A 24,005-nucleotide genomic window follows, 5' to 3' on the forward strand; every position below is an offset into this window, starting at 1 on the left:
TCAGTCCGTCATTCCACAAAAAAGTCATGCCGGCTTTCATTGCGGCTGTTCGCGGAGGCCGATCCAAAGCCATCCCACGGGCTGACTGAACGGTCTGCAACGGGGGCAGGTCAAGATCACAAGGGACAAAAAATGCCGTCGACCGAATTGCTCATCGCATTTTTCGCCACGACGGCGATCTTCGCCTATATCCCAGGTCCGGCCATGCTTTATGCCGCGGCGCAGACGATGGCGCGTGGGCGCTGGTCAGGCCTGACGGCCGCACTCGGCATTCATCTTGGCGGCTACGTGCATGTCTTTGCCGCCGCCGCCGGCCTGTCGGTGCTGTTCCACGCCGTGCCGCCGCTCTACATGGCGGTCAAGCTCGTCGGCGCGCTCTATCTGATCTGGCTCGGTGTCTCGCTATTCCGCAAGCGCGTCGAGGGCGACGTGGCACTGCCCGCCATCGAGCGCAAATCGGCGCGCCGGGCTTTTTTCGAAAGCATCACCGTCGAGGTGCTCAATCCGAAGACCGCGATCTTCTTCATGGCGTTCCTGCCGCAGTTCATCGACGCCTCGTCGGCCTTCCCGGTCTGGCTGCAATTCGTCATACTGGGTACTATCGTCAACCTGATGTTCTCGTCGGCCGACATTGTCTGCGTGTTCCTGGCCGGCCTCGTGATCGGCCGGCTGCGGCGTTCGAGCCGGGCGCAGCGCCTGATGCAGCGGGCCGGTGGTGCGGTGCTGGTCGGGCTCGGCGTCCACGTCGCCCTGCAGAAGAGCTGACGGGCATCGCCGTTGCGCCGGCTCGAATTGCGGTATATCGGCAGGCATGAACGGCCGCCAGCCGCCCCCTATATTCCAGAGACGGTTTTCCCAGCGCGTTGCCAGTGACATGATCAAGCACAATCCGCCTTCACCCGAACCCCTGCACCGCGCCATTGCGCGCTTTGGCGACGTCGCCGTGCTGGTGGTCGGCGACATCATCCTCGACCGCTTCGTCAACGGCGTCATCGAGCGCATTTCTCCGGAAGCGCCGATCCCGGTGCTGCACGGGCGCGGCGAGACCTCGGCGATGGGCGGCGCCGGCAATGTCGTGGCCAACATCATCTCGCTCGGCGCGCGCGCCATTCCGGTTTCGGTGATGGGCACCGACACGGCCGGCGACAGCCTGTTGCGGATGCTTGGCGAGCTTGGCGCCGACACGGCGGGCCTGGCGCAGCAGGGTGGCCGCATGACCTCGTCGAAAAGCCGTTTCAGCGCACTCAACCAGCAGGTGCTGCGTTTCGACGAAGAAGAGATCAAGCCGCTCGGCGAAACGGAGCGGGCCGGTTTGATCCGGCATTTTCGCGCCGCGCTCGCGGCGGCCGACATCGTCATCCTGTCCGATTACGGCAAGGGCATCCTGCTTGATGGCGTCGCCGCCGAACTGATCGCCATCTGCCGCGAGGCGGGCAAACCGGTACTGGTCGACCCGAAGGGCAGGGACTATGCGCGCTATGCGGGCGCGACCGCCATCACCCCCAATCGCAAGGAGCTTGGCGAGGCCGTCGGCCATCCGGTGTTCGCCGATGACGAGATCGTCGCGGCGGCCCGTGAGCTGATCTCGGCGCACGGCTTCGACTTTGTCGTCGCCACACGCAGCGAAAAAGGCATGAGCGTCGTCGGCCCGGATGAGGCCAGCCACATCGCCACCCAGGCGCGCGAAGTGTTCGACGTCTCGGGCGCGGGCGATACGGTCATTGCAACGTTCGCGCTGGCGCTCGCTTCGGGTGCCGATCCCGTCGCGGCGGCCTCGATCGCCAATGCCGCCGGCGGGGTTGTTGTGGGAAAACGCGGCACCGCGCGGCTGACGGTCGAGGAGCTCACCGGCGCGCTGTTGCGCTCGCATGGACCGACCGCCCACAAGGACGCCATCCTCGATGCCGCGTCGGCCGCGCGCATGGTGGCGGCCTGGAAGGAAGAGGGCCTGAGCGTCGGCTTCACCAATGGCTGTTTCGACATCCTGCATGCCGGCCATGTCAGCCTCTTGCACGCGGCGCGCAGCCAGTGCGACCGGCTGGTGCTTGGCTTGAACAGCGATGCCTCGGTGCGGCGGCTGAAGGGGCCGGGCCGTCCGGTCAACGACCAGCATGACCGCGCCTGCGTGCTCGCGGCCCTGGCTTCGGTCGATGCTGTCGTGGTGTTCGAGGAGGATACGCCGCTGGCGCTGATCGAGGCGCTTCTGCCCGACATACTGGTCAAGGGCGCGGACTACACGATCGAGACGGTGGTGGGCGCCGATGTGGTGCAGAAGGCCGGCGGACGCGTCGTGCTGGTCGATCTCGTCGCCGGCAAGAGCACGACCGGCACCATCGGAAAACTGCGCGCGGGCGGCAGCACCAACTGAGGGTTTCATGTCTGAACTGAATGACTATCTGGTCCGCTCGGCGGCCGCGATCACGGCGATGGTCGAGCGTGACCTGACAGGCGAGATGGAACGCGCGGCGAGCGCCGTGGTGACGGCGCTTTCGTCGGGCAAGGCCTTCCTGATCGCCGGCAATGGCGGGTCGGCCAGCGATGCCATCCACATAGCCGGCGAACTCGTCGGCCGTTTCCTGAAGGAGCGCAAGGCCTACAATGTCATAGCACTGCCAGCCAACGCGGCGGTGCTGACCGCATGGGGCAATGATTATGGCTTCGACACGGTGTTTTCGCGCCAGGTCGAGGCGCATGGCTCGGCCGGCGGCGTGCTTCTGGCGATCTCGACCAGCGGCAATTCTCCGAGCATTCTCGCCGCCGCCGAACAGGCGCGGATGATGGACATGACGGTGATCGGCCTGACCGGCGACACCGGCGGCAAGCTCAAGCCGCTGTGCGATATACTGCTCAACGTGCCCTCGACCTCGACGCCGATCATCCAGCAGGGGCATCTGTGCCTCTACCACCATCTGTGCGAGGTGGTCGAAACGCGCCTGCACAATGGCTGACGGGGTATCGCACCCGCTGGTCGAGCCGGGTGTGTGGATCGAGCGGATCGGCGACCGGTTTTTTCCGCGGCACGTGCCGGCGCTGTTCCTCGACCGCGATGGCACCATCAACATCGATACCGACTATCCCAGCGATCCGGGCGAGATCGAGCTCAGGCGGCAGATGCTGCCGGCGATCGCAGCCGCGAACGAGGCCGGGATTCCAGTTGTCGTGGTCACCAACCAGTCCGGCATAGCGCGCGGCTATTTCGGCTGGAGCGTCTTTGCCGCGGTGAACGGCCGCGTCCTCGATCTGCTGCACGACCGGGGCGTGTTCGTCGACATGGTGCTTGCCTGCGCCTACCACGAGGCGGGTGTCGGGCCATTGGGCGTATCGGATCATCCGATGCGCAAGCCCAATCCGGGCATGCTGGTCGAGGCTGCCAAGCGCCTCGGCATTGATCTTGAGCGGTCCCTGATCGTCGGCGACAAGCTGGCCGACATGCAGGCGGGAAAGCGTGCTGGCCTGTCGCAAGGCTGGCTGGTCGACGGCGAGGCGGCGGCTCAGGCCGGTTTCGCCATCAGGCCCCTGCGCGACGGCAGCGACCTCGGTGGCCTGCTCGCAGCCATCGAAATGCTCGGCCGGGACAACAGGTCCTGATCCAGGACAGGCAGTTCATACAGGATCGTTGCGTTCCGAGGCTTCGTAAAGCTTGGCTTCGGTGGCGAAGGAATAGATCATCACCGACATCGAGTAGACGAAACCGTGCCGACCGCACAGGAAGTAGCGCTTGGCCAGGTAGAATTTCAGGAAGTTGCCGAACGGCGACAGCACCAGCCGCACCAGGCCGGGCTTCTTGCCCTTCTCGACCAGCGTGACGGCCTTGAGGCCGGAATAGGCGTTGGCCCGGGCGAGATCCTCCTCGACCGATATTTCGCGGCGATGCAGCAGGACACCCTTTTCGATCGTGCCGGTCTCGCCCGGCACGTGGAAGGCTTCATGCACCCGCGCGGTGAGATCCATGGTGGCGCCTTCCCGGCGGAAAAGCCGCATCAGCCTGTTGTGCAGTACCCAGCGGTGCGCATAGCCGTAGCCCTTCAGCCAATCGCGGCGGCGGATGTACCAGCCGCTGACCTTGTTGTCGGCCGCCTGCGTGATGGCCACGATCGACTGTCGCAGCTGGTCATCGACGCGCTCGTCCGGGTCGATCGAAAGACACCAGGGCTGCGTAGCATGGTCGAGCGAGAATTGCCGCTGACGGGGAAAGCCCGGCCAGTCATTGTGCAGCAGCTTTATCGGGTAGCCCTTGGCGATATAGCCTTTCACGCATTCGACAGTGCCGTCGGTCGAGCCGGAATCGACGACGATGATCTCGGCGCAGAAATCGATGCTTTCCAGACACGGGCCGATCATGTCGGCTTCGTCCACGCAAATGATAAGCGCCGAGACCGGGCTTGCAAATCGAGTCATGGTCCCCTTCCCATGGCGGGCCGTCCCCGGAGCAAACGCTGCTTGTGCCATCTGTTCTTACGCAATCCCGGGCGGAAAACCGTTACACATTTTTCCAGCAATTGCTTGAGAAACCAATCAGGCGGTCAGTTCGGCGGCGAAGTTCGGCGGAGCCGTCCAGCCTTGTACATCAGCCTCTGTCGAATACCAACGCGGCACCGGTGTGGCGGAGACCAGGAATTCGCGGGCGCGAAGGCGGTTGCCGGTTCAGGGGCGCTCGAAGGAGACCAGGCCTTCATCCTTGACACGGCGGATGGTGAGCGCGGTGCGCACCGTGTCGACATTCGGCGTCGAGGTCAGTTCCTCGATGACGAACGTCTGGAAGGCACCGAGGTCGCTTGCCACGCAGTGCAGCAGGAAATCGGATTCGCCCGAAACCATCCAGGCATCGCGCACGATCGGCCAGCCGCGCGTGCGCTCGGCGAAGGTGCGCAGTTCGGCATCGGCCTGATGATGCAGTCCGACTAGGCAGAAGGCGACGACGTCGAGGCCGAGCGCCGGGGCGTTGAGCAGCGCGCGGTAGCCGCGGATGATGCCAGCTTCCTCCAGCCGCTTGACCCGGCGCAGGCAGGGCGGGGCGGAAATGCCAACGCGGTTCGACAACTCGACATTGGTCATGCGTCCGTCGGCCTGCAATTCGCGCAGGATCTTCCAGTCGATGGCGTCGAGGTCGGCTTTCAGGGGCATGGTTGTCTCTGCTCGGCGCAAGAATCTTTCGCGATTTTGTAATTAAACGACTTTTGTGATGGCGCCAGCCCTCATCAACGCGATTTTTGAAGCGTAACGAAAGCGGCGATCGTGCGAATAACCGCGTGGGCCGAACCTTTCCGGGGACGACGGCCCGTTCGTCTTGCTGGCGTGGTTGGCAACCCTTACATTAAGCGCGAATTTCACGTCTTTCTCCAAGGCACCCCCGATTGTCCGCCCCGCTGAGGCTTTAAATGACCACCAAGCACGCGCCTGTTCTCATCATCGGTTCCGGCCCTGCCGGCTATACCGCGGCTGTCTACGCCGCGCGCGCCATGCTGAAGCCGATGCTCGTCGCCGGCCTGCAGCAGGGCGGCCAGCTGATGATCACCACCGATGTCGAGAACTATCCCGGTTTCGCCGACCCGATCCAGGGCCCGTGGCTGATGGAACAGATGCTCAAGCAGGCCGAGCATGTCGGCACCGACATCATCAACGACATCATCACCGAGGTCGACCTCAACGTGCGGCCGTTCCGCGCCAAGGGCGATTCCGGCACGACCTACACCGCCGACGCGCTGATCATCGCCACCGGCGCGCAGGCCAAGTGGCTGGGCATTCCGACCGAGCAGGATTTCATGGGCTTCGGCGTCTCGGCCTGTGCCACCTGCGATGGCTTCTTCTATCGCGGCAAGGATGTCGCTGTGGTCGGTGGCGGCAATTCGGCGGTGGAGGAAGCGCTCTATCTGTCGAATCTCGCCAAGAGCGTGACGGTCATCCATCGGCGCAGCGACTTCCGCGCCGAGCGCATCCTGCGCGAGCGGCTGTTGCAGAAGGAGAATGTCCGCGTCATCTGGGACACGATCGTCGACGAGATCACCGGCCGTCCCGGCAAGGCGCCGCTGCCGCCTTCAGTCGAGGGGCTGAAGCTCAAGCATGCGGTGACAGGCGCCGAAAGCCACCTCAAGGTGGATGGTGTGTTCGTGGCGATCGGCCACGCACCGGCCGTCGAACTGTTCGTCGGCAAGCTGAAGCAGAAGCCGAACGGCTACCTCTGGACGGCACCGGATTCGACCCGCACCGACGTGCCCGGCGTGTTCGCCGCCGGCGACGTGACCGACGATGTCTATCGCCAGGCGGTGACGGCGGCGGGGCTTGGCTGCATGGCCGCGCTCGAGGCGGAAAAGTATCTGGCCGGCATCGAGGTGCATCGCGAAGCAGCGGAATAAGAGCGGCTGTCGGACTGTTAAAAAAACGGCTTAGAGACGCCGTGTAAAAGCCTGATTTTTCATTCAGACGCCAAACAGAACGAGGGGAATCATGGCGTTGGACTGGGACAAGCTACGCGTGTTTCACGCTGCGGCGGAAGCGGGGTCGTTTACGCACGCGGCCGAGACATTGCACCTGTCGCAATCGGCGATATCGAGGCAGGTCAGTGCGCTCGAGCATGATGTCGGCGTGCCGCTGTTCAATCGCCATGCGCGCGGCCTGGTGCTGACCGAGCAGGGCGAGATGCTGTTCCGCACGGCGCATGACGTGCTGATGAAGCTTGAGACCATCAAGTCGCGCCTGACCGAGACCAAGGATCGGCCTTCCGGCGTGCTCCGCGTGACGACGACCGTCGGCCTTGGCGCGGGCTGGCTGACCGAGCGGGTGCAGGAGTTCATCGAGCTCTATCCCGAAATCAGCCTGCAGCTGATCCTGGCCAACGAGGAACTCGACCTCACCATGCGCCAGGCCGACTGCGCCATCCGGCTGCGCCAGCCGCAGCAGCCGGACCTGATCCAGCGCCGCCTGTTCACCGTGCATTTCCACTTGTACGCGGCGCCATCCTATGTCGCCAAGCATGGCAAGCCGGCCTCGGTCGCCGAACTCAGAAACCATCGCATCGTCACCTTCGGCCTGCCGGTTCCGTCGCATCTATCGGAGTTGAACTGGCTGGAGACAGTCGGTGATTTCGAGGGCGGCCAGCGCGTGCCGTCGCTGCAGATCAACGACATATTGTCGATCAAGCGCGCCGTGCAGGGCGGCGCCGGCATTGCCATGTTGCCGGACTACGTGATCAGCAAGGACTCCGGCCTGGTGCAGTTGCTGCCGGAAACCGAGGTGCCGTCCTTCGACACCTATTTCGCCTATCCCGACGCGATGAAGAACCAGGCCAAGCTGCACGTGTTCCGCGACTTCATCATTGCCAAGGCGCGCAGCTGGTCCTTCTGAGGGCATTCGGCCTGACCTGAACCTCGACATGCCTTGGGCTGCGCTGCTCGCTGCTCGTCAATCCCGCCAGGGTGTCAGGCGTGGCAGCCAGCCAGGGACGTTGCGGCGGTAGGTTTCATAGTCGGCGCCGTAGCGGCTTGCGAGCGTCGGCTCCTCGTAGAACCTGACGAAGGAGCCCATGGCAATGGCGCCGATGGCGGCATAGGCGAGAAGCGTCCAGCTGGAGAACAGCAGTGCCTGGCCAAGGATGATCGACAGCACGGCGACATACATGGGATTGCGGACATGGCGATAGACGCCGCCGATCACCAGCTTTTCGGTCGGCGCGATGGGAGCCGGCGTGCCCAACCCCTCCAGCGCGAAGCGGGCGAAGGCATGCAGCAGCACGGCGGCCGCGACCACGATGAGGATGCCGCCAGCAAGAACAAAGCCCGGTACGGTGGACCACGGCAAGCCCCAATGGTCGCTGAGCAGCCAGGGGACAAGACCGGCAACCACGCCCGGAGCCGCGATCAGGAAAACGCCGCTGCCGGCAATGGCTGAAAAAGGACGCATTGGCTGCTTCCCGCCTGGTTGCCTCAGAATTGAACGGCCACTGCCTGATTCCAGGTCATCAGGCGTTTTCGGCATTTTGGAGCAAGATCGGCCTGGATTGGCGTTTTCACAACGACAAATGGCCCGCGGCGTGCTCCGTTTTGGGGATTCTGCTGGTCCTATTGGCTTTCGGAATGGGTTAGACCACAGCCTGCGTCTTTTTGCATGCGTGTGTTGCAAAATAGATGCTTGTTTCTTGGGCATGATGAGCAGATATATAGATCATCTCCTGGGCGCGTTCTCCTCCCATTAGCGCCCTCGAGTGTTCCCCTCTGGAGGTTAGCCTTAACAGGCACTTCCAATCAAACTCAGCCGGATCTTCGTTGATCCGGCTTTTTTGTTGCCCGGACCTTACCGGGGCGGACCAGGAATTCACCAGAATTGCCGCGTAACAGTGTCATGTAACCTCTGGTAACATGACAACGATGCCTTCCGATGCTATGTACACGCTAGGACGCGGTGTGGTTCGGACGAGAGATGGGGGCATCACTCGTACGGCCCGGGCTCAGGCGGCTACCGCGTCCGAACCTTTTTTCGCCGAAACCCGGCGACGGCACATGCGGCGGGCCTACCGTTTCTCCTCCCAAGAAAACGGTCCGCAAACAAAACGGCGTCCGGCCCCCCGGGCGTCGTTTTTGGTTTCATGCATGTTGCTGTCGCGAGGCGGCGGGGCTCGCATCTGGAGGCCATGCGCCGGTCCCGCTGGTCATGAACCTCCCAAACGTTGATGCCGCCCTCTGTCCTGCCAGCCACCTCTCACCGCTAACGGCGAGAGGTGGTGGATTGCGGCGAAATCAGGCGGCCTTGCCGTTGGTGTTCATCGCTTCGTCGGCGAGACGGCCGGTGAGTTCGGCCATGTGGTCGAAGGCGGCGCGATAGCTGGCGACGCCCGCCGTTGCCGAGCGCAGCTCAATGATCAGGTCGCCGATCTCGGCTTGCGGCATGGTCGCCTCGACGACATCCCACCCCGGCCAGCCGGGCCGGGCGTCATAGCCGAGGATCTGGCCGCGCCGCTGCGGGATGAGCGCGATGATCTTCGAGGTCGCGTCCGAGGGCGTGACGATCTCGACTTTCATCACCGGCTCCAGAAGCACCGGTGAGCAGGCGGCCATGCCTTCCTTCATGGCGAGCTTCGCGGCCATCTGGAAGGCCATGTCGGAGGAATCGACCGCATGATAGGAGCCGTCCGACAGGTTGACGGCGACGTCGACCACGGGGAAGCCGAGCGGGCCGCTCTTCAGGTAATCGCGTATACCTGTTTCGACCGACTGGATGTAGGTCTTGGGCACGACGCCGCCGGTGATGGTGTCGGTGAACTGGAAGCCGGAGCCGCGCGGCAACGGCTTGATCTCGATCACCACGTCGCCGAACTGGCCATGGCCGCCCGACTGCTTCTTGTGGCGGCCACGCTGCTGCGCCGATTTGCGGATCGTCTCGCGATAGGGCACGGCCGGGGCATGGCCTTCGACCGGGATCTGGTTCTTGCCCTCCAGCCGCTCGCGCACGACGCGCAGATGCATCTCGCCATGGCCAGACAGCACCGTCTCGGCCGAGTCCTGGTTGTGACGCAGGCTGAGCGAGGGATCTTCCTCCGCCAGCCGCTGGATGGCGGCCGACATCTTGACCTCGTCCTTGCGCTCCTTCGGCCGCAGCGCGAAAGCGAATACCGGCTGCGGTGGCTCGAATGCGAACAGCTGTTTGGTGCCGCCCCTGGCCGAAGTCAGCGTCTGGCCGGTCTTGACCTCGTCCAGCTTGCCCAGCGCCACGGTGTCGCCAAGCTTGGCGGCGGTGAGCTTGAACTGGTCCTTGCCGAGCATCTTGTAGATGCCGGAAACCTTCGCCGTCTCACCGCCGGGCAGCCAGAGTTCGGAACCGTCGGCGACCTGGCCGGACAGGATGCGCGACACCGACAGCTTGCCGCCATGCGGTGTGTGGATCGTCTTCATCACCTGGACCACGGTGGCGCCGCCGTCGGGGGCGCCAAGCCGCTTGCGGGTCGCCTCGATGTCGGGTGCGTCGTGGCGGATCGTCTTCAAGAGGCGCAGCACGCCATTGCCCTTCTCGGCGGTACCGATCAGCACCGGCGTCACCACGCCATCGCGCAGATCGGCGGCAAGGTCGTCGAAGATGGCGTCCTTCGGCGGCTCGATCTCCTCGAGCAGCTGTTCCATCAGCTGGTCGTCATGGTCGGCCAGAGTCTCCAGCATGGAGAAGCGTGCTTCCAGTTCGCGCGCCTTGTCGTCGCCGGGTATCTGGGCCACCTCGCTTTCGGCGTACTCGCGGTAGATGTAGGCACGCTCCAGCGCCAGATCGATCGAACCGATGACGACGCCGTCCTTGCGAAGTGGAATCTGGCGCAGCAGAAGCGGCACAGAGCTTGCCGGCTGCAGCATCTTCAGCGTGTCGCGAACGCCTGCTATCGCCTTGTCGACCTTGTTGAGGAACAGGATGCGCGGCACGCCGAGATCATCGAGCTTGCGCATGATGAGCTGCAGGGCGGGAATCTTCTTTTCGTCGGCCTCGGCCACGACCACCGCGAGGTCGCAGGCGGCCAGCACCGGCTCGGCCTCGAAGGAGAATTCGATCGAGCCGGGACAATCGACGAAGGTGATCTGCTCGCCCATGAAATCGGTGGTGGCGACGGTCGCCTCGACGCTCATGGCGTGGGCGCGTGCTTCCGGCGAATGATCTGAGACAGTACTGCCCGAGGAAACCGGGTTCTGGCGGGGAATGGCGCCCGTACGGGCCAATATGGCTTCGAGAAGTGTCGTCTTACCGCTTGCAAAGGGACCGACTATGGCAATGCATTTCGGTCCCGTGCGTCGTCCTCCGGCGCGAGTACCCATGGCTGACCTCCACTCAGGCGTTTCCCTAGGGACCGACTGGCATGCATGGTTCAGGCGTGGTCAATCGGTCCTGAGCGGCGGCCGGCCTGTTCGACCGTCGCGGGCGGGGTTCTTTTCTTGTCGCCACCTGCCCTGGCGCATCGTCCCACTTGTTTGTCGGCAGGGCAAGGGAAATAGAAATCGGGTGCCCGTGCGTGACCTCAGGCGCTCAGCGCCATGGGTTCGGCATCATCGATGGCGAGCAAGGGCCCCACCTTGTCGCGTGGCGCCGGCCTGCCGAAGAAATAGCCTTGGAAACGATTGCAGCCGGCGGCCTTGGCCAGCTTGAACTCTTCTTGTGTCTCGACACCCTCCGCCACGATGGTGACGTCCTGGATGCGCGCGATCTGCGCCAGCGCCGAAACGAAGATCTGCGCCACCTGGTCATGGGCAAGGCTGCGGATGTAGGAGCGATCGATCTTGATGCTGTCGATGGGCAAGGTCTTCAGATAGTTGAAGCCGCAATGGCCGGTGCCGAAATCGTCGAGCGCGATGTGGAAGCCGAGACCGCGCAAGGCTTCGAGGCGCCGCAGGGTCTCGGGCGTGGCGGCGGTTGCCACCGTCTCGGTGATCTCGATGATGAATTGTGTCGCCGAACGTCCGGTTTCCTTCAGCACGCGGTCGCACATGGTGACGATCTCGTCGCGCTTCAGCTGCTCGCCAGAGACATTGATCGAGATGCGGCGTCCGGGGAAATGGCCGATATCGGCGCAAGCTCGCTTGAACACCCATTCGCCAAGCATGTCGACCAGAGTCGAGCGTTCGGCGATCGGGATGAACTCGGCCGGGGAGATCAGGCCGCGAACCGGATGGCGCCAGCGGATCAGGCCCTCGAACGCACAGGTGGATCCGTCCGGGTTGACGATCGGCTGGTAGTGCAGCTCGAGCTCGCCGAGATAGACCGCGGCGCGCAATTCCCGCTCGACCAGGCGGCGGTAGCGCTTGTCGGACAGCATCTCCTCGTCGAACACGGTGACACGGCCACGGCCCGCCGCCTTGCTCTCATAGAGCGCCAGGTCGGCAACCAGCATCAGTTCTGTCGTGTTCGAGGCATGGGCCGGCGCCAGTGCCACGCCAATCGAGATGGAGAGCGGAATGGTCTTGCCTTCGTGCGATTTGCCGGCCCGCATGGCATCCAGCAATTGCCTGATGTCCTTGTTGATGGCGGTGAGATCGCCGTGCGGGATGATGACGCCGAATTCGTCGCCGCCGAGCCGACCGACCATGCAGCCGGAAAAGATGCGCTCGGTGGTCTTGACGAGATGCGACAGGGTGCGGTCGCCGAACTGATGACCGAATGTGTCGTTGAGCTGCTTGAAATGGTCGAGGTCGATCAAAAGCAAGGCCGCATCGCGCCGGTCGCGCATTGTGCCCAGGCTGTTGCCCAGCGCTTCCAGGAAATAGCGGCGGGTCATCGCCCCGGTCATCGCGTCCCTGGTCAGGAAATGATGCTTTTCCGCCTCGGCGGCGGCGGCGGATCTCAGGCTGTGAACGACGCTGCTGCGCATGTACATCAGCGCCAGCAGGGCCAACCCCGTGGCGAGGATCGAGACCGCATAGGCGCTGTTGGAGGGCAGGTTTTCCGACATCTCGAGGGTGCCAAGCAACGCGGCGCCGATGCTGATCAAAAGCAGCGCCTGGATGGCACGGTAGATCCGGCCGCTATGGTCCTTGATCGTCGCCAGTATGCTCATCTCATCGCCCCCTGCAATGCAGGCTCACGGCTAGTGCGCAGCTGTTAAGAAGACATTGAATTCGCCCCTGTTTCGCCCTGTTGCGCCATGCGGGGAAGGTTCATGGTTAAGGAGAGAAAACCGCGTCTTCGCGATGGCGGGCCGAACGGCCGGTTGCGCCCTGGATGATATCGGCCGAGAATGCGTTTTGCCCCGATAAGCGGGTCGTTTCACCACCAGTTTCAGGATCATACGATGAAGATCATTGCTTGCGGCAGCGTGCCGACCATCATAGCGCCGGACAGATACTTCACCGGCCGGGTTCTGCAGACGCCGATCATCGAGACGGAGGCCCCGGCGCGGCTGAGGGCGACACTGGTGAGCTTCGAGCCGGGCGCGCGCACCCACTGGCACACGCATCCGTTCGGCCAGACGCTCCACGTCACCTCTGGCGCCGGCCTTGCCCAGACATGGGGTGGTCCGATTCTGGAGATCAGGGCCGGCGACACCATCTGGTTCGCCCCTGGTGAGAAGCACTGGCATGGTGCGGCGCCGAAATCGGCGATGACGCATATCGCCATGCAGGAAGCGCTCGACGGCGTCGCGGTGGACTGGCTGGAGGCGGTTTCGGGCGAGCAGTACGGCAGCTGAGCGCCGAGGCCGAGCTTGCGGAAACCCGGCGTCATCGCCGGGTTTCCGTTGTCTTCAGGTGGGGTTGATCAGGTCAGCGATGCCGTAAAACGCTGGATGCGCGTGCAGGCTTCCTCCAGCAGCGCGTCGGAGGTAGCGTAGGAGATGCGGAAGTTGGGTCCGAGGCCGAAGGCCGAGCCGAACACCACCGCCACACCCTCGGCCTCGAGCAATTCCGAGCAGAAGGCTTCGTCGGTGTCGATCACCTTGCCGGCCTTGGTCTTCTTGCCGATCAGCTGGGCGCAGGACGGATAGACATAGAAGGCGCCTTCCGGCGATGGGCACGTGATGCCGCGCGCCTGGTTGAGCATCGACACGACCAGATCGCGCCGGCCCTGGAAGATCGCCTTGTTCCTGGCGATGAAGTCCTGCGGGCCGTTGAGCGCCTCGACCGAAGCCCATTGCGCGATGGTGCAGGCGCCCGACGTCTGCTGGCCCTGGATCATGTCCATCGCCTTAATCAACTGAACGGGACCAGCCGCATAGCCGATGCGCCAGCCGGTCATGGCATAGGCTTTCGACACGCCGTTCATGGTCAGCGTACGCTCGTAGAGCTTCGGTTCGACCTCGGCGATGGTCTTGAAGACGAAGTCGCCATAGGTCAGGTGCTCGTACATGTCGTCGGTCAGCGTCCAGACATGCGGATGCCTGAGCAACACGTCGGCCAGCGCGCGCAGTTCGGCCTCGGTGTAGGCGGCGCCCGAGGGGTTGGACGGCGAGTTCATCAGCAGCCATTTGGTCTTCGGCGTGATCGCCTTCTCCAGCACCTCGGCCGTCAATTTGAAACCGTTGTCGATCGAAGTGTCAGCGAACACCGACGTACCGCCGCAGATCGCCACCATTTCAGGGTAGCTGACCCAGTAGGGGCGGGGGATGATGACCTCGTCGCCAGGGTTCAGCGTCGCCATGAAAGCGTTGAACAGGATCTGCTTGCCGCCGGTGCCGACAATGGTCTGCTCGGGCTTGTAATCGAGATTGTTCTCGCGCTTGAACTTCTTCGCGATCGCCTCGCGCAGCGGCACGATACCCGACACGGGCGGGTACTTGGTCTCGCCACGCCGGATTGCCTCGATCGCCGCGTTCTTGATGTTGTCGGGCGTGTCGAAATCCGGTTCGCCGGCGCCAAGGCCGATAATGTCACGGCCGGCATTTTTCAGCTCGCGCGCTTTCTGCGTCACCGCGATGGTGGCGGAAGGCTTTACGCGGGAAAGGGTGTCGGCAAGAAAGGCCATGACCTTTTATCTCTCCTGAGAAGATCGGCGCGGCCAGGAGCGGCCGCGGCGCTTCTCATGTCGCATCATTCCCGCCAGTGCAAGCCTTCTCGGCTGGGCCAGGTGCGACGGCGAGGTCAATGAGGCGTGATCGGCAACACTAAATTCATTAACGGGCGGTAGAGGCTTGCATGGCAGGATCGCAATCCATTCCGCCAATCCGCGGAGCGAGGAACCGTGTCGCGCAGCATCGGGCTTGCCCACATCATCCGTCATGATGACGGCACCACGTCAGGTGTCTGGGGTCTCTACACGCTGCAAAGTGCCTTCCAGCCGATCTTCGCCTTCAAGGAGGGCAAGCTGTCGGTTGCCGCCTTCGAAGGACTGATCCGCCCGTTCCGTGATGGCGAGGCGCAATCGCCGATGACCTTCTTTTCGACCTGTCCGGCCGCCGACCGTTTGCATATCGAGGCGCTGACCAGGACGCTGCATCTTCTTAATGCCGGCGCCTGCCTGCCGCGGGAGGCATCGATCTTCGTCAATTTCGACCCGTCGGTGTTCACCGAGCGGGCGGTCGCCGACAATGCCTTGCGTGAAATGCGGCTGGTGCTGCACGAGGCCGGCATCGATCCGGGCCGCGTCGTGTGCGAGGTGACCGAGCAGAGATCGGCATCGCAGGAGACGCTGCACGGTTTCGTCGCGGCGCTGCGGGGCAACGGTTTTCGCATCGCCGTCGACGACTATGGCGCCGACGATTCCGACATCAACCGCATCAAGGAGTTGAGGCCCGACATCGTCAAGTTCGATGCCCTCTGGATCACGCAGCTGATGGAATCCGGCGCCGGTTTCGCCCTGCTGACCTCCATGGTGAAGAGCTTCGAGGAGCAAGGCATCCGCACGGTGTTCGAGGGTATCGAGGAGGGGTGGCAACTGGAACTCGCCGAGAAGTCCGGCGCCTCGATGGTGCAGGGCTTCGTGCTGGCGCGGCCCGAACTGGCGCCGACGAGTTTCCGTGTTTTCGCAAAAAGCAATCCAGACCCGGTTGCCGCCGCGAGTGATGCGCCCACTGCCCGCACCGTCGCCCCACGTACGGCGCGATCGACGAAAACCTTCGGGCGCCGGGTAACGCCATGAGGCTCGAGCGGCGGCGCAATGTCGGCGATGCGATCTTCGTCGACGAGGTCGGCATCGAATACGGCGTCCATGGCGATTTCCGCCTGCGCAGCGCCTACCAGCCGATTTTCGCGCCGCTCGGCGGCACGCTGCACGCGGTGGCGGTCGAAGGGCTGATCGAGCCGCACCGTGACGGCCGGGCAGGGTCGCCGCGGGCGTTCTTCGAGAGCATTGCGGTGTCGGACCGGCTGTTTGTCGAAACCATGTGCCGGGTTCTGCATCTCAGGAATTTCCAGAACATCGGCGTCGACGGGCTCGACCTGTTCTTCAATTACAATCCCATGGTCAACGACCATCCCGGGCGGGCGCTGGCCGAGATCCGGCTGATGAGCCGGCATCTCGGCGAGCTCGGCCTTGCCCCCGGCATGCTGGTCTGCGAAATCACCGAACAGGCGGCGGACGACGCGCTTCTGGCACGGCTGGTGCGCGAAATGCGGCGCGACGGCATCCGCATCGCCATCGACGATTTCGGCACCGGCCACTCGACCGAGGAGCGGGTGAGCCTGCTCCAGCCCGATATCGTGAAGATCGATGGCGGCTGGTTTGGAGAGTTCTGTCGCCACACCGCCGCCGAACGTTTCTTCAGGCCGCTGGTGTCCAGCCTGCACGATCGCGGCGCCAGGGTGCTGGTCGAAGGCATCGAGCAGCCCGTCCATCTGCGCGTCGCGCTCGATGGCGGCGTCGACCTGCTGCAGGGCTTCCTTCTGGCCCGGCCGGCGCTAGCCGGCACCATCTTCGACGAAAAGCCGATCGCCATCGATGCGCTGCTGGGCAAGGAGAACAATGTCGTGCCGCTTTTTGGATAGGCACGTCGGCAATTGGCGAAAGCCATTGCAAGAGCGTCCTTCTCCCCGTTTACGGGGAGAAGTGCCCGGCAGGGCGATGAGGGGCGGCGCGACGAATCGGAATTGTCCATTTCGGAGCTGAGCCATGCTGAGAGACGCCGGCGCCGCCCCTCATCTGGCTGCCGCCATCTTCTCCCCGTAAACGGGGAGAAGGACGCTTTCATCACTGCCGCTGATGGTCGCGCCAAAACAAATCATTGGTTCAAGGCACGGCGGCTGCGATAATCGTCTGGCCAAGGCAGCTCCGGGGATCGTCCATGATACTCTACAGCATGATCGACAGCGGCAATTGCTACAAGCCGCGCCTGCTGATGGCCAAGCTTGGCCTCGCCTTCACCACGATCGAGGTGAGTTCGCATACCGGCGACACGCGAAAAGCCGACTTCGTCGCCAAGAACCCCAACGCCATGGTGCCGCTGCTCGAACTCGACGATGGTCGCCGGCTGGCCGAATCCAACGCCATCCTTCTCTATCTCGCCGAAGGCACGCGCTTCCTGCCATTGGACAGATACGAGCGCGGGCTCGCCTATCAATGGCTGTTCTTCGAGCAATACAGCCACGAGCCCTACATCGCCGTGCGCAAGGCGCTGCTGACCTTTCCCGAGCGCGCCAGGGATGCCACGCCCGAGCGGCTGGCCGTGACGCTGGAGCGCGGCAACAAGGCACTGGGCGTGATGAACAAGTATCTGGAGAACAACGCCTTCTTCGCCGGCAACGCCTTCAGCGTCGCCGACATCGCGCTCTATGCCTACACGCATACGGCCGAGCAGGGCGGCTTCCAGCTCGACGCCTATCCGGCTGTCATGGCCTGGCTTGGCCGCGTCGAGGCGGATCCGGGGCATGTGCCAATCGAGTGGGTTGGATAGGATACCCTTGTCCTCACGCTCGTAGCCGCTCCGCGGCTCGCTCCGGACGGGGCGCGCCAACAGGCGCGACGCCCGGTCGGGCTTGCGGCCTTCGGCCGAAAAGCAAAGCGGGGGCTATTTCAACAAATGGTCATAGCCCGCATGGCTGCCGATCCAGAACCAGATCACATCATCATTGTCACGGATGGCAACGGCTCGGTAACTATCGTCGACCCGCGCCGACCAATAACGTCCCACCTGTTTGAAATGCAGTGATGGATGAAAAGGATCAGCACGCAGTCTGGCAAAACGCCTGTCCGCTTTTGCTCTGATCGACGATCGCAGTTTTTCGTAAGCCTCTCAGAATGATGGAGAGGCGACGTGATTCACAGAGGCCGGGTCCGGCCAGCGCGATGATCAGCCAGTGCCTGTTCGGCAAGCTTGTCCAGCCGACCCGCCCTCGCGTCAGCCTCCATCTGCCGATCCCACATGTCTGATCGAAGCGCCTCGAACCAGGCGGCAAACGCCTTCAGTTCCTCGGGGCTCAATTCGGCGACGGATTTTTCGATTTGCTCGAGTTTGGTCATGGCCGAATGGTACCACTATTGGGCTAAAAATACCATCGGTGGGACCATCGCGCCGGTTGCGGCACCTAACCCCAGACAAACAAAAAGGCGGGATAAATCCCGCCTTCCCATGCTTGGTAGCCTGATCGGGAGCGTCCGGTCCGGGCTGGCAGCTATCTGCTGTTCCAGCGTATCGGGTCTTTCCGCTCCGGGCGCGCTTCTCGCGCGACCGTCAGTACATCCGTGACTTGCCGCGCGCCCCGAGCTATCGCCCGGCGCGCGCCATTCGCAAAATCAGGCTGCCTTGCTCAGAGATCCAGCGGACGACTTGCCAGTGCGGCGGTCCTGCTCGATCTCGAAGTTGATCTTCTGGCCTTCGACCAGGGTCGACAGTCCAGCGCGCTCGACAGCGGAGATGTGAACGAAAACGTCCGCGCCGCCCGCGTCAGGCTGGATGAAGCCGAAGCCCTTGGTGGCGTTGAACCACTTGACCGTTCCAGTTGCCATAAAAATAGTCCTTGCATTTGCTTTGGTTTGACCAGACCGAAGTCCAGCCGGTGTGCATCGAGATTTTGGAGATAGACGTCAGCAAACGCGAAGATCGCGAGGCCCGGATCGATCGGCCGAAATATCAATGGGGCTGATATAGGCTGCTTTCGCACCAAAAACAAGACTGTGTGAGAAAGCCGTGATCGCGGGACTGCCCAACGGCCGCCCCAATCTGGTGAAACCGTTGCCACAGATCGCGCTGTCCTTGGGTCGCGGATCAGGGGAGAGGACCATGAAAACCATTCTGCTTGCCGCCTGCCTGACGCTGGTGGCCGCCGAGGCGCGGGCGATCTCGCGCTACGACCCGACGCATATGAGCTGCGGCAAGGTGCAGTCGACGATCGCGCGCCAGGGCGCGGTCATCCTGCGCTACCAGTCGACACGCGTGCCGGGGCTGCCGCTTTACGACCGCTATGTGCAGAGCCAGCAGTTCTGCACCATGGGCGAGGTGAGGACGCGGGCCTATGTGCCGAGCGCCGACACCAAGTCCTGCCCGGTCTACAACTGCAAGCGTCCGGACAATGACCATTTCCGCCGCCGTTTCCCGCGCCGTCACTAGAGCTTTGTTTTTGACGCATTGCCGGACGGAAAGCCGCTCACAGGTGATGCCGCCTGCGAACGATCCCCGGCTCGGCCTGACCTGAATCTCGACGCGCCTCAAGACCAAGCCCTAGAACCCGAAGGACACCTGCGCCGGGGGCGGCGGGCCGACGCGCACGCCTTCCATGGCCAGCATCTTCTCCTTGGTGACCGAGCCGCCGGGCGCGGAGAAGCCGCCGATCTTGCCGCCGGCCGCAAGGATGCGGTGGCAAGGAATGACCAGCGGCACCGGATTGGCGCCAAGGGCGGCACCCGTTTCGCGCGGCAGGCCGGCATGGCCGGCGCGCTTGGCCAGTTCGCCATAGGTGGTGGTCTCGCCATAGCTGAGTTTGCGTGCCGCGTCGTAGATGGCGAGGCGGAACTCGTCGACGCCGTCGAGATCGACCGGGACGCCGGAGAAATCGACGTCCTCGCCGGCGGCGTAAGCCTTGATCGAGACGATCAGGTCGACCACCCATGATGGCAGGGCGGAGGAGGCGGAAACACCGGCATGGCGCATCAGCCGCCGCTCCACTGCTTCGCGGCTGCGTTCGGGCAGGCAGAGCCGGATCAGGCCCTTTTCGCTCCAGGCAATGCCCATGAAACCGATCACTGTTTCTAACACTGCGTGGCCGGCTGTGATCGAAGATGTCGTTTCCATGATGCGCTCCTTTCCGCAAAGCGGCGAAATCCGGGATTCCATGCAGTACATATCAGGAACAATATGGCATCCGTGCCCGTGTCCGGCCACCCGAAAACCACCATATGGCCCCGATTGCCCCCCAGGAATCGCTGGTGTAAGGGAAATCTTAACGACCCGACAAACCGGACCAGAGCGCGGCTTGCCAGCAAAACATACCCTTATCGCGATCGGCGTGATCATGGCGGCGGCCAGCATGAGCGGCTGCACCTCGACCTCGCAGATGAAGGCCGCGCCGTCCCTGACCGAGACCGCGACTGTCGCCGGTGCCGATGCCGGCTTCACCATACCGCTGCCGGACACGGTTTCGGTGCTGCCGCAATCCTCGGGCATCGCCCCCATCCAGACCGCCGAACTCGCCCCTGGCGCCGTCATTTCGGAAGGTGAGGCCGCAGTCGCGCCAGCCAGCCAGCCGACCGCCGCGACCGCGGCCTTTGCCGGCGCGACGCCGACGGCTCCGGCCGTGCCCGCCATCATGATCGCCAGCCCCAGTGCCTGGCAGGCGCCGCCGCCCTCCAAGGCAGGCCAGCCGGTGAAGGCCGCGCAGCCCGTGATCAAGTCCGCCGAAACCTATACGACAGCCGGCCTCGTCGTGCCGGCGGTCGCTGGCGGCCAGAAAGCCATGCCCGGCGTGCAGCAGGTGGCCTATGTCGTGCCGCAGAACCCGGCTTCCCTCGTGCAGTTCCCGTCGGCGCCGCTCAGCCCCGCCGCCCCGGAAGAGCACACAGGCATGCGCGGCGATGTCGACCGGCTGATCGTCAAATACGCCGCGCTCTACCAAGTGCCGGTGGATCTGGTGCGCCATGTCGTCAACCGCGAAAGCACCTACAACCCCAAGGCCTACAACAACGGCCATTGGGGGCTGATGCAGATCAAGCACGCGACGGCGCGCGGCATGGGCTATGACGGGCCGGCCAAGGGCCTGTTCGACGCCGAGACCAATCTCAAATACGCGGTCAAATATCTGCGTGGCGCCTGGCTGGTGGCGGATGGCAACGCCAAGAAGGCCGACTGGCTCTACCAGACTGGCTATTATTTCGACGCCAAGCGCAAGGGCCTGCTCGAGGCGACCGGCCTCGGTGTCGACCGCAAGCGGCGCCGCCTGCAGCCAGACGCCTGAGCGCGATGCCCGAGCCGCGCCCGCCGGCCCTCAACGACATCCGGTTGCGCAAGATCCTCGACGAGACCCTCGTTGCACCGCACTGGCCGGACGGTTTTGTGATGCGCAGCTTCGAGCCCGGCGACGCGCCGCCTCTTCATGCGCTGCTGAGCGAGGTGTTCGACGACGGCACCGACGGCCCATTCGACGAATGGTGGCCGCGCATCTCCGGCGACCCCGAATTCGATCCGGAATTGTGTTTCCTCGTCATCGATGCCAAGGGCCGGCTGGCGGCGGCGGCACTGTGCTGGACGTCGGCCTTCGTCAAGGACCTCGCCGTTCATCCCGAGGCGCGCGGCAAGGGCATCGGCGAAGCGCTGATGTGGCATGTCTTTGCCAGTTTTCGCGACCGGGGCGCTGACCGTGTCGACCTGAAGACCAATACGGTCGAGAATCCCGCCGCGGTACGGCTCTACGAGCGGCTGGGGATGACGCCGGTCGCCTGGGAAGGCTAGAACAGTTCACCGTTTCACGGAAACGGCGAACCTCTTCGTGACTCTTTTGTTTTGAGGCAATTCCATGGGGAAAGCGCGCGCTTTTCCCGGGAAAAACCGTTCACGCTTTCCTGGAATTGCCGCCGCCAATCGCTTCCTGCCGGCCGATTTTCCCGGAAAACCCAGCGCTCTGTGAACTGCTTCACAGAGGCGGCCGCCGGCTTATGCTAACGAAGCGTGATGACGCCTTCAGCTGATCCGGGACCGTCGATCAGCTAGGCACAGGAGGAGGCCGCATCGGCATGTGCCTGCGGCAGGTCCCGGGGCGGGGGTTCCGGGGCCTGCCGTCCTGCGCGGTCTTCTCTCTAGATATCCGGCGCATTGCCGATCTTCTTCTTGGGCTCGAGCGCCCAGGCGCGGCCCTCATCGCCGCCCCACAGCAGCCAGGCGATGTGGCCGGCTGAGGGGTTGTCCTCATTGCCGAAGTTTTTCCCGCGCTTGTCGACCTCGTGGCGCGCGAAATAGCTGACGAGGCGAGCTTCTCGCGATTCTTCAGCTCGGTCGCCCGCGCGACACCGATCTCGGTGCCGCCACGGCCGAACCGCTCGCGCAGCCTGAGCCCCCTGGCGGCATTGTCGGCCACCACTTGCGGACAGCGCAGGTCGATCTCGTCGGCGTCGTGCATTCTTCTCCCTGGTCCCGCAAGCCGTAGCCGATGGAGGCAATGCGGGAAAGGCGGAGGGGTTCCAACACGCGAAAGAAACTATCCACCAAGGTGGCACGTCGCATCTTGCCCGAAGTGGCTTGACGGTTAAGCTCCGGTCTCGACTGAAACCGGAGGAAACATGATGCGGCTTCTGCTCTCCAGCCTTGCCACCCTGGTCCTTGCGGCCCCGCTCGTTGCCGGCGCCGCGCGGGCCGCCGACGACTGCGCCAATGCGCAGGACCAGGCGACGATGGACCAATGCGCCGGCAAGGATTTCGATGCGGCCGACAAGAAACTCAACGAGGCCTACAAGCAGATCATGGGTCGGCTGAAGGACAATGCGCCTTCGAAGAAATTGCTGGTCGACGCGCAACGCGCCTGGGTCGCCTTCCGCGATTCCGAATGTGCCTTCCAGGGCGGGCCGCGCGAAACCGCCGGCAGCGTCTATCCCATGGTCGTCGCCAACTGCCAGGCGGGGCTCACCGAGAACCGGCTGAAGGAGCTCCAGAGCTATCTCCATTGCGAGGAAGGCGACCTAGACTGCCCGGTGCCGGCGGCACAGTAGCCGTCATCCGCTCTTTCCAGGGTTTGGCTATCGTCGCCGCAAGCCGCGCAAGAATGTCGGAACCGATCGCGGCCAGACGTCCTTGGGTCGCAGAGCAACCGCGCCGGGACGCCGGCGCGCGGACCCAAGGAGCCGATCATGATCACCTTTCCCAACGAATCCGCCAGGTACCGCACCGCACGCGAAAAACTCCTGAAGAAGGAAATCGAACTGCGCCGTGCCATGGAAGCCGTGGCCGAGGCGCGGCGTGCGCTGCCGCCGGGCGGGCTTGTCCGCCAGGATTATGTCTTCGACGCGCTCGATGCCGGCGGCAGGCCGGCGAAGGTGAAACTGTCGGAGCTGTTCGCGCCCGGCAGGGATTCGCTCATCCTGTACAACATGATGTTTCCGCGCCACCCGCGGGAAACGCGCGATGTGGCGGCAAGCGGCGGCACGGCCAGGCTCGCACGGCCGGACCAGCCATGCCCGTCCTGCACGGCGCTGCTAGACCAGTTCGACGGCGCGGTCGGCCATCTCGAAGCGGCCGGCTTCAACTTCGCCGTGGTGGCCAAGACCGCGCTGGAAAACCTCGTCACGCTCGGCCGGGACCGCGGCTGGCGCAACATGCGGCTGGTGTCGTCGGCCGCCAACAGTTTCAAGCGCGACTACAATGCCGAGGATGCCGACGGCGCGCAGATCCCGCTGCTGTCGGTGTTCCATCGGGACGGTGACGGCATCCGCCATTTCTGGTCGTCGGAGCTCGGCTTCGCGCCGACGGAGCCCGGCCAGGACCCGCGCGCCATCGGCACCTGCGAGATCCTGTGGAACCTGATGGATTTCACGCCGCAGGGAAGGCCGGATTGGCACGAGCAGCTGCAATATGGCGAGAGGTGCTGCCACTGAGGGTGGTGCGGCCTCCCTTCTCCCCTTGTGGGAGAAGGTGGCCTCGCGAAGCGAGGTCGGATGAGGGGTGTTCCAGTGAACGCCAACCTCACTTATTGTTTCGCAATGCCACACCATCCTGTCCTGCCAGAAAAGAGACGTTTTGCCCGAACCTTGCGGCACGAGCCGACCGAGACCGAGGACAAGCTTAGGCATGAGTTGCGCGGTCGAAAACTGGATCGGATCAAGTTCCGCCGCCAAGTGCCGATTGGACGTTTCATTGCTGACTTTCTGTGCGCGGAGGCAATGCTGATCGTTGAGATAGACGGTAGCCAGCATGCAGACTCTGTCCACGATCGTGAGCGGAGCGCCGAGCTGAAGTTGCGAGGGTTCCGCGTGTTACGCTTCTGGAATGATGATGTGTTGCGAGAACTGGATTCTGTCTGTGACACCATCATCGCCTATGTTCGGGACACAAGTTTGCAGCCATGGCGCTGATGGAGGTGCCTTCTCTCGCTGAGAAGAAAACGAGGCGGCAGTAGTTCTGCTTCGTCTCCGACATTGAAGGGGTTTTGAACAGGCGCATCGCCAAGCTGGAACACCCCTCATCCGACCGAGCTTCGCTCGGC

26 protein-coding genes and 1 pseudogene are annotated in these 24,005 nt (G+C 63.7%); 16 read left to right on the plus strand and 11 right to left on the minus strand.

All coding sequences use genetic code 11. From position 1 onward, the window contains the following. The first annotated feature begins 132 nt into the window (after positions 1–132). The 4 genes from EB815_RS11940 (at position 133) to gmhB (ending at position 3,588) form a co-directional block, all read left to right on the plus strand. A complete protein-coding gene (locus EB815_RS11940; RefSeq protein WP_056578764.1) occupies positions 133–765 on the plus strand; it encodes a LysE family translocator in 633 nt (210 codons plus the stop codon). Positions 766–874: 109 nt separating this feature from the next. After that, positions 875–2,368: a D-glycero-beta-D-manno-heptose-7-phosphate kinase gene (gene rfaE1, locus EB815_RS11945; protein WP_056578762.1), complete on the plus strand. Its 1,494-nt coding sequence runs from the start codon at positions 875–877 to the stop codon at positions 2,366–2,368. A 7-nt stretch (positions 2,369–2,375) separates the two neighbouring features. Beyond that, positions 2,376–2,948, plus strand: a complete 573-nt coding sequence (locus EB815_RS11950) for a D-sedoheptulose-7-phosphate isomerase (RefSeq protein ID WP_056578759.1) — start codon at positions 2,376–2,378, stop codon at positions 2,946–2,948. Further along, positions 2,941–3,588: a D-glycero-beta-D-manno-heptose 1,7-bisphosphate 7-phosphatase gene (gene gmhB / locus EB815_RS11955; RefSeq protein ID WP_056578757.1), complete on the plus strand. Its 648-nt coding sequence runs from the start codon at positions 2,941–2,943 to the stop codon at positions 3,586–3,588. Before EB815_RS11950 ends, gmhB begins: the two co-directional genes overlap by 8 nt. 15 nt (positions 3,589–3,603) lie before the next feature. On the opposite strand, the gene EB815_RS11960 is transcribed toward gmhB, so the two are convergent. Together EB815_RS11960 and EB815_RS11965 are read right to left on the minus strand one after the other, a co-directional pair. Then, positions 3,604–4,398: a glycosyltransferase family 2 protein gene (locus tag EB815_RS11960; protein ID WP_056578754.1), complete on the minus strand. Its 795-nt coding sequence runs from the start codon at positions 4,396–4,398 to the stop codon at positions 3,604–3,606. Between the two features lie 246 nt (positions 4,399–4,644). Then, entirely contained in the window at positions 4,645–5,124 is a 480-nt protein-coding gene (locus EB815_RS11965; protein ID WP_019860544.1) for an Lrp/AsnC family transcriptional regulator, read from the minus strand. 254 nt (positions 5,125–5,378) lie between these two features. On the opposite strand from EB815_RS11965, the gene trxB reads away from it, so the two are divergent. Both trxB and EB815_RS11975 read left to right on the plus strand, forming a co-directional pair. Continuing rightward, entirely contained in the window at positions 5,379–6,353 is a 975-nt protein-coding gene (gene trxB, locus EB815_RS11970) for a thioredoxin-disulfide reductase (protein WP_056578751.1), read from the plus strand. Positions 6,354–6,444: 91 nt separating this feature from the next. Then, positions 6,445–7,341: a LysR family transcriptional regulator gene (locus tag EB815_RS11975; protein WP_027044146.1), complete on the plus strand. Its 897-nt coding sequence runs from the start codon at positions 6,445–6,447 to the stop codon at positions 7,339–7,341. A gap of 57 nt (positions 7,342–7,398) precedes the next feature. Here the strand turns inward: EB815_RS11975 and EB815_RS11980 are convergent, their stop codons facing one another. From EB815_RS11980 to EB815_RS11990, 3 genes are all read right to left on the minus strand, one after another. Next, positions 7,399–7,896 (minus strand): methyltransferase family protein, encoded by a 498-nt coding sequence (locus tag EB815_RS11980; protein WP_056578749.1) that lies wholly within the window; start codon positions 7,894–7,896, stop codon positions 7,399–7,401. Between the two features lie 833 nt (positions 7,897–8,729). After that, complete coding sequence (locus EB815_RS11985; protein ID WP_056578746.1) at positions 8,730–10,781, minus strand: elongation factor G; 2,052 nt, start codon at positions 10,779–10,781, stop codon at positions 8,730–8,732. A 200-nt stretch (positions 10,782–10,981) separates the two neighbouring features. After that, a complete protein-coding gene (locus tag EB815_RS11990) occupies positions 10,982–12,514 on the minus strand; it encodes a putative bifunctional diguanylate cyclase/phosphodiesterase (protein WP_056578743.1) in 1,533 nt (510 codons plus the stop codon). Between the two features lie 234 nt (positions 12,515–12,748). Here EB815_RS11990 and EB815_RS11995 point away from each other — a divergent pair, with 234 nt between their 5' ends. Beyond that, positions 12,749–13,144 (plus strand): (R)-mandelonitrile lyase, encoded by a 396-nt coding sequence (locus EB815_RS11995; protein WP_056578740.1) that lies wholly within the window; start codon positions 12,749–12,751, stop codon positions 13,142–13,144. Between the two features lie 68 nt (positions 13,145–13,212). On the opposite strand, the gene EB815_RS12000 is transcribed toward EB815_RS11995, so the two are convergent. Beyond that, positions 13,213–14,415, minus strand: a complete 1,203-nt coding sequence (locus EB815_RS12000; protein WP_056578737.1) for a pyridoxal phosphate-dependent aminotransferase — start codon at positions 14,413–14,415, stop codon at positions 13,213–13,215. 216 nt (positions 14,416–14,631) lie between these two features. On the opposite strand from EB815_RS12000, the gene EB815_RS12005 reads away from it, so the two are divergent. From EB815_RS12005 to EB815_RS12015, 3 genes are all read left to right on the plus strand, one after another. Further along, complete coding sequence (locus EB815_RS12005) at positions 14,632–15,528, plus strand: EAL domain-containing protein (protein ID WP_056578734.1); 897 nt, start codon at positions 14,632–14,634, stop codon at positions 15,526–15,528. After that, positions 15,525–16,373, plus strand: a complete 849-nt coding sequence (locus tag EB815_RS12010) for an EAL domain-containing protein (protein WP_056578731.1) — start codon at positions 15,525–15,527, stop codon at positions 16,371–16,373. The genes EB815_RS12005 and EB815_RS12010 overlap by 4 nt, the downstream gene beginning before the upstream one ends. Positions 16,374–16,669: 296 nt before the next feature. After that, the gene (locus EB815_RS12015) at positions 16,670–17,278 is read left to right on the plus strand and encodes a glutathione S-transferase family protein (RefSeq protein WP_056578728.1); all 609 of its coding nucleotides are present in this window, start codon (positions 16,670–16,672) and stop codon (positions 17,276–17,278) included. A 114-nt stretch (positions 17,279–17,392) separates the two neighbouring features. Here EB815_RS12015 and EB815_RS33560 read toward each other — a convergent pair whose 3' ends face one another. From EB815_RS33560 to EB815_RS12025, 3 genes are all read right to left on the minus strand, one after another. Further along, on the minus strand, positions 17,393–17,602 hold the full coding sequence (locus tag EB815_RS33560; RefSeq protein WP_056578725.1) for a hypothetical protein: 210 nt from the start codon (positions 17,600–17,602) through the stop codon (positions 17,393–17,395). Between the two features lie 41 nt (positions 17,603–17,643). Further along, on the minus strand, positions 17,644–17,844 hold the full coding sequence (locus tag EB815_RS12020) for a hypothetical protein (RefSeq protein WP_056578722.1): 201 nt from the start codon (positions 17,842–17,844) through the stop codon (positions 17,644–17,646). 273 nt (positions 17,845–18,117) lie between these two features. Further along, on the minus strand, positions 18,118–18,330 hold the full coding sequence (locus EB815_RS12025) for a cold-shock protein (RefSeq protein WP_010910991.1): 213 nt from the start codon (positions 18,328–18,330) through the stop codon (positions 18,118–18,120). A 274-nt stretch (positions 18,331–18,604) separates the two neighbouring features. Between EB815_RS12025 and EB815_RS12030 the strand changes: the two genes are divergently transcribed. After that, complete coding sequence (locus tag EB815_RS12030) at positions 18,605–18,931, plus strand: hypothetical protein (protein ID WP_056578719.1); 327 nt, start codon at positions 18,605–18,607, stop codon at positions 18,929–18,931. Between the two features lie 111 nt (positions 18,932–19,042). Here EB815_RS12030 and EB815_RS12035 read toward each other — a convergent pair whose 3' ends face one another. Then, positions 19,043–19,612 (minus strand): methylated-DNA--[protein]-cysteine S-methyltransferase, encoded by a 570-nt coding sequence (locus EB815_RS12035; protein ID WP_056578716.1) that lies wholly within the window; start codon positions 19,610–19,612, stop codon positions 19,043–19,045. Between the two features lie 181 nt (positions 19,613–19,793). Between EB815_RS12035 and EB815_RS12040 the strand changes: the two genes are divergently transcribed. Continuing rightward, positions 19,794–20,771: a transglycosylase SLT domain-containing protein gene (locus tag EB815_RS12040; RefSeq protein WP_081295146.1), complete on the plus strand. Its 978-nt coding sequence runs from the start codon at positions 19,794–19,796 to the stop codon at positions 20,769–20,771. A 5-nt stretch (positions 20,772–20,776) separates the two neighbouring features. Further along, entirely contained in the window at positions 20,777–21,265 is a 489-nt protein-coding gene (locus EB815_RS12045; protein WP_056578710.1) for a GNAT family N-acetyltransferase, read from the plus strand. A gap of 344 nt (positions 21,266–21,609) precedes the next feature. On the opposite strand, the pseudogene EB815_RS33565 reads toward EB815_RS12045, so the two are convergent. After that, positions 21,610–21,929, minus strand: a pseudogene (locus EB815_RS33565) (hypothetical protein). 160 nt (positions 21,930–22,089) lie between these two features. Here EB815_RS33565 and EB815_RS12050 point away from each other — a divergent pair. From EB815_RS12050 to EB815_RS12060, 3 genes are all read left to right on the plus strand, one after another. After that, on the plus strand, positions 22,090–22,515 hold the full coding sequence (locus EB815_RS12050; protein WP_320412018.1) for a lysozyme inhibitor LprI family protein: 426 nt from the start codon (positions 22,090–22,092) through the stop codon (positions 22,513–22,515). A gap of 138 nt (positions 22,516–22,653) precedes the next feature. Beyond that, positions 22,654–23,397, plus strand: coding sequence for a DUF899 family protein (locus tag EB815_RS12055; RefSeq protein ID WP_056578707.1), 744 nt, complete (start codon positions 22,654–22,656; stop codon positions 23,395–23,397). A 75-nt stretch (positions 23,398–23,472) separates the two neighbouring features. Beyond that, entirely contained in the window at positions 23,473–23,874 is a 402-nt protein-coding gene (locus tag EB815_RS12060) for an endonuclease domain-containing protein (protein WP_244494156.1), read from the plus strand. Positions 23,875–24,005: the final 131 nt, after the last annotated feature.

It is taken from the genome of Mesorhizobium loti (genome assembly GCF_013170705.1).
In the GTDB taxonomy this organism is placed as follows: domain Bacteria; phylum Pseudomonadota; class Alphaproteobacteria; order Rhizobiales; family Rhizobiaceae; genus Mesorhizobium; species Mesorhizobium loti_D.

What these genes read in the sequence shown, in the direction of transcription:
- EB815_RS11940 (WP_056578764.1), top strand. Translation starts at nt 133, where the DNA reads ATGCCGTCGACCGAATTGCTCATCGCATTTTTCGCCACGACGGCGATC.
- rfaE1 (WP_056578762.1), top strand. Translation starts at nt 875, where the DNA reads ATGATCAAGCACAATCCGCCTTCACCCGAACCCCTGCACCGCGCCATT.
- EB815_RS11950 (WP_056578759.1), top strand. Translation starts at nt 2,376, where the DNA reads ATGTCTGAACTGAATGACTATCTGGTCCGCTCGGCGGCCGCGATCACG.
- gmhB (WP_056578757.1), top strand. Translation starts at nt 2,941, where the DNA reads ATGGCTGACGGGGTATCGCACCCGCTGGTCGAGCCGGGTGTGTGGATC.
- EB815_RS11960 (WP_056578754.1), bottom strand. Translation starts at nt 4,398, where the DNA reads ATGACTCGATTTGCAAGCCCGGTCTCGGCGCTTATCATTTGCGTGGAC.
- EB815_RS11965 (WP_019860544.1), bottom strand. Translation starts at nt 5,124, where the DNA reads ATGCCCCTGAAAGCCGACCTCGACGCCATCGACTGGAAGATCCTGCGC.
- trxB (WP_056578751.1), top strand. Translation starts at nt 5,379, where the DNA reads ATGACCACCAAGCACGCGCCTGTTCTCATCATCGGTTCCGGCCCTGCC.
- EB815_RS11975 (WP_027044146.1), top strand. Translation starts at nt 6,445, where the DNA reads ATGGCGTTGGACTGGGACAAGCTACGCGTGTTTCACGCTGCGGCGGAA.
- EB815_RS11980 (WP_056578749.1), bottom strand. Translation starts at nt 7,896, where the DNA reads ATGCGTCCTTTTTCAGCCATTGCCGGCAGCGGCGTTTTCCTGATCGCG.
- EB815_RS11985 (WP_056578746.1), bottom strand. Translation starts at nt 10,781, where the DNA reads ATGGGTACTCGCGCCGGAGGACGACGCACGGGACCGAAATGCATTGCC.
- EB815_RS11990 (WP_056578743.1), bottom strand. Translation starts at nt 12,514, where the DNA reads ATGAGCATACTGGCGACGATCAAGGACCATAGCGGCCGGATCTACCGT.
- EB815_RS11995 (WP_056578740.1), top strand. Translation starts at nt 12,749, where the DNA reads ATGAAGATCATTGCTTGCGGCAGCGTGCCGACCATCATAGCGCCGGAC.
- EB815_RS12000 (WP_056578737.1), bottom strand. Translation starts at nt 14,415, where the DNA reads ATGGCCTTTCTTGCCGACACCCTTTCCCGCGTAAAGCCTTCCGCCACC.
- EB815_RS12010 (WP_056578731.1), top strand. Translation starts at nt 15,525, where the DNA reads ATGAGGCTCGAGCGGCGGCGCAATGTCGGCGATGCGATCTTCGTCGAC.
- EB815_RS12015 (WP_056578728.1), top strand. Translation starts at nt 16,670, where the DNA reads ATGATACTCTACAGCATGATCGACAGCGGCAATTGCTACAAGCCGCGC.
- EB815_RS12020 (WP_056578722.1), bottom strand. Translation starts at nt 17,844, where the DNA reads ATGACCAAACTCGAGCAAATCGAAAAATCCGTCGCCGAATTGAGCCCC.
- EB815_RS12025 (WP_010910991.1), bottom strand. Translation starts at nt 18,330, where the DNA reads ATGGCAACTGGAACGGTCAAGTGGTTCAACGCCACCAAGGGCTTCGGC.
- EB815_RS12030 (WP_056578719.1), top strand. Translation starts at nt 18,605, where the DNA reads ATGAAAACCATTCTGCTTGCCGCCTGCCTGACGCTGGTGGCCGCCGAG.
- EB815_RS12035 (WP_056578716.1), bottom strand. Translation starts at nt 19,612, where the DNA reads ATGGAAACGACATCTTCGATCACAGCCGGCCACGCAGTGTTAGAAACA.
- EB815_RS12045 (WP_056578710.1), top strand. Translation starts at nt 20,777, where the DNA reads ATGCCCGAGCCGCGCCCGCCGGCCCTCAACGACATCCGGTTGCGCAAG.
- EB815_RS12050 (WP_320412018.1), top strand. Translation starts at nt 22,090, where the DNA reads ATGATGCGGCTTCTGCTCTCCAGCCTTGCCACCCTGGTCCTTGCGGCC.
- EB815_RS12055 (WP_056578707.1), top strand. Translation starts at nt 22,654, where the DNA reads ATGATCACCTTTCCCAACGAATCCGCCAGGTACCGCACCGCACGCGAA.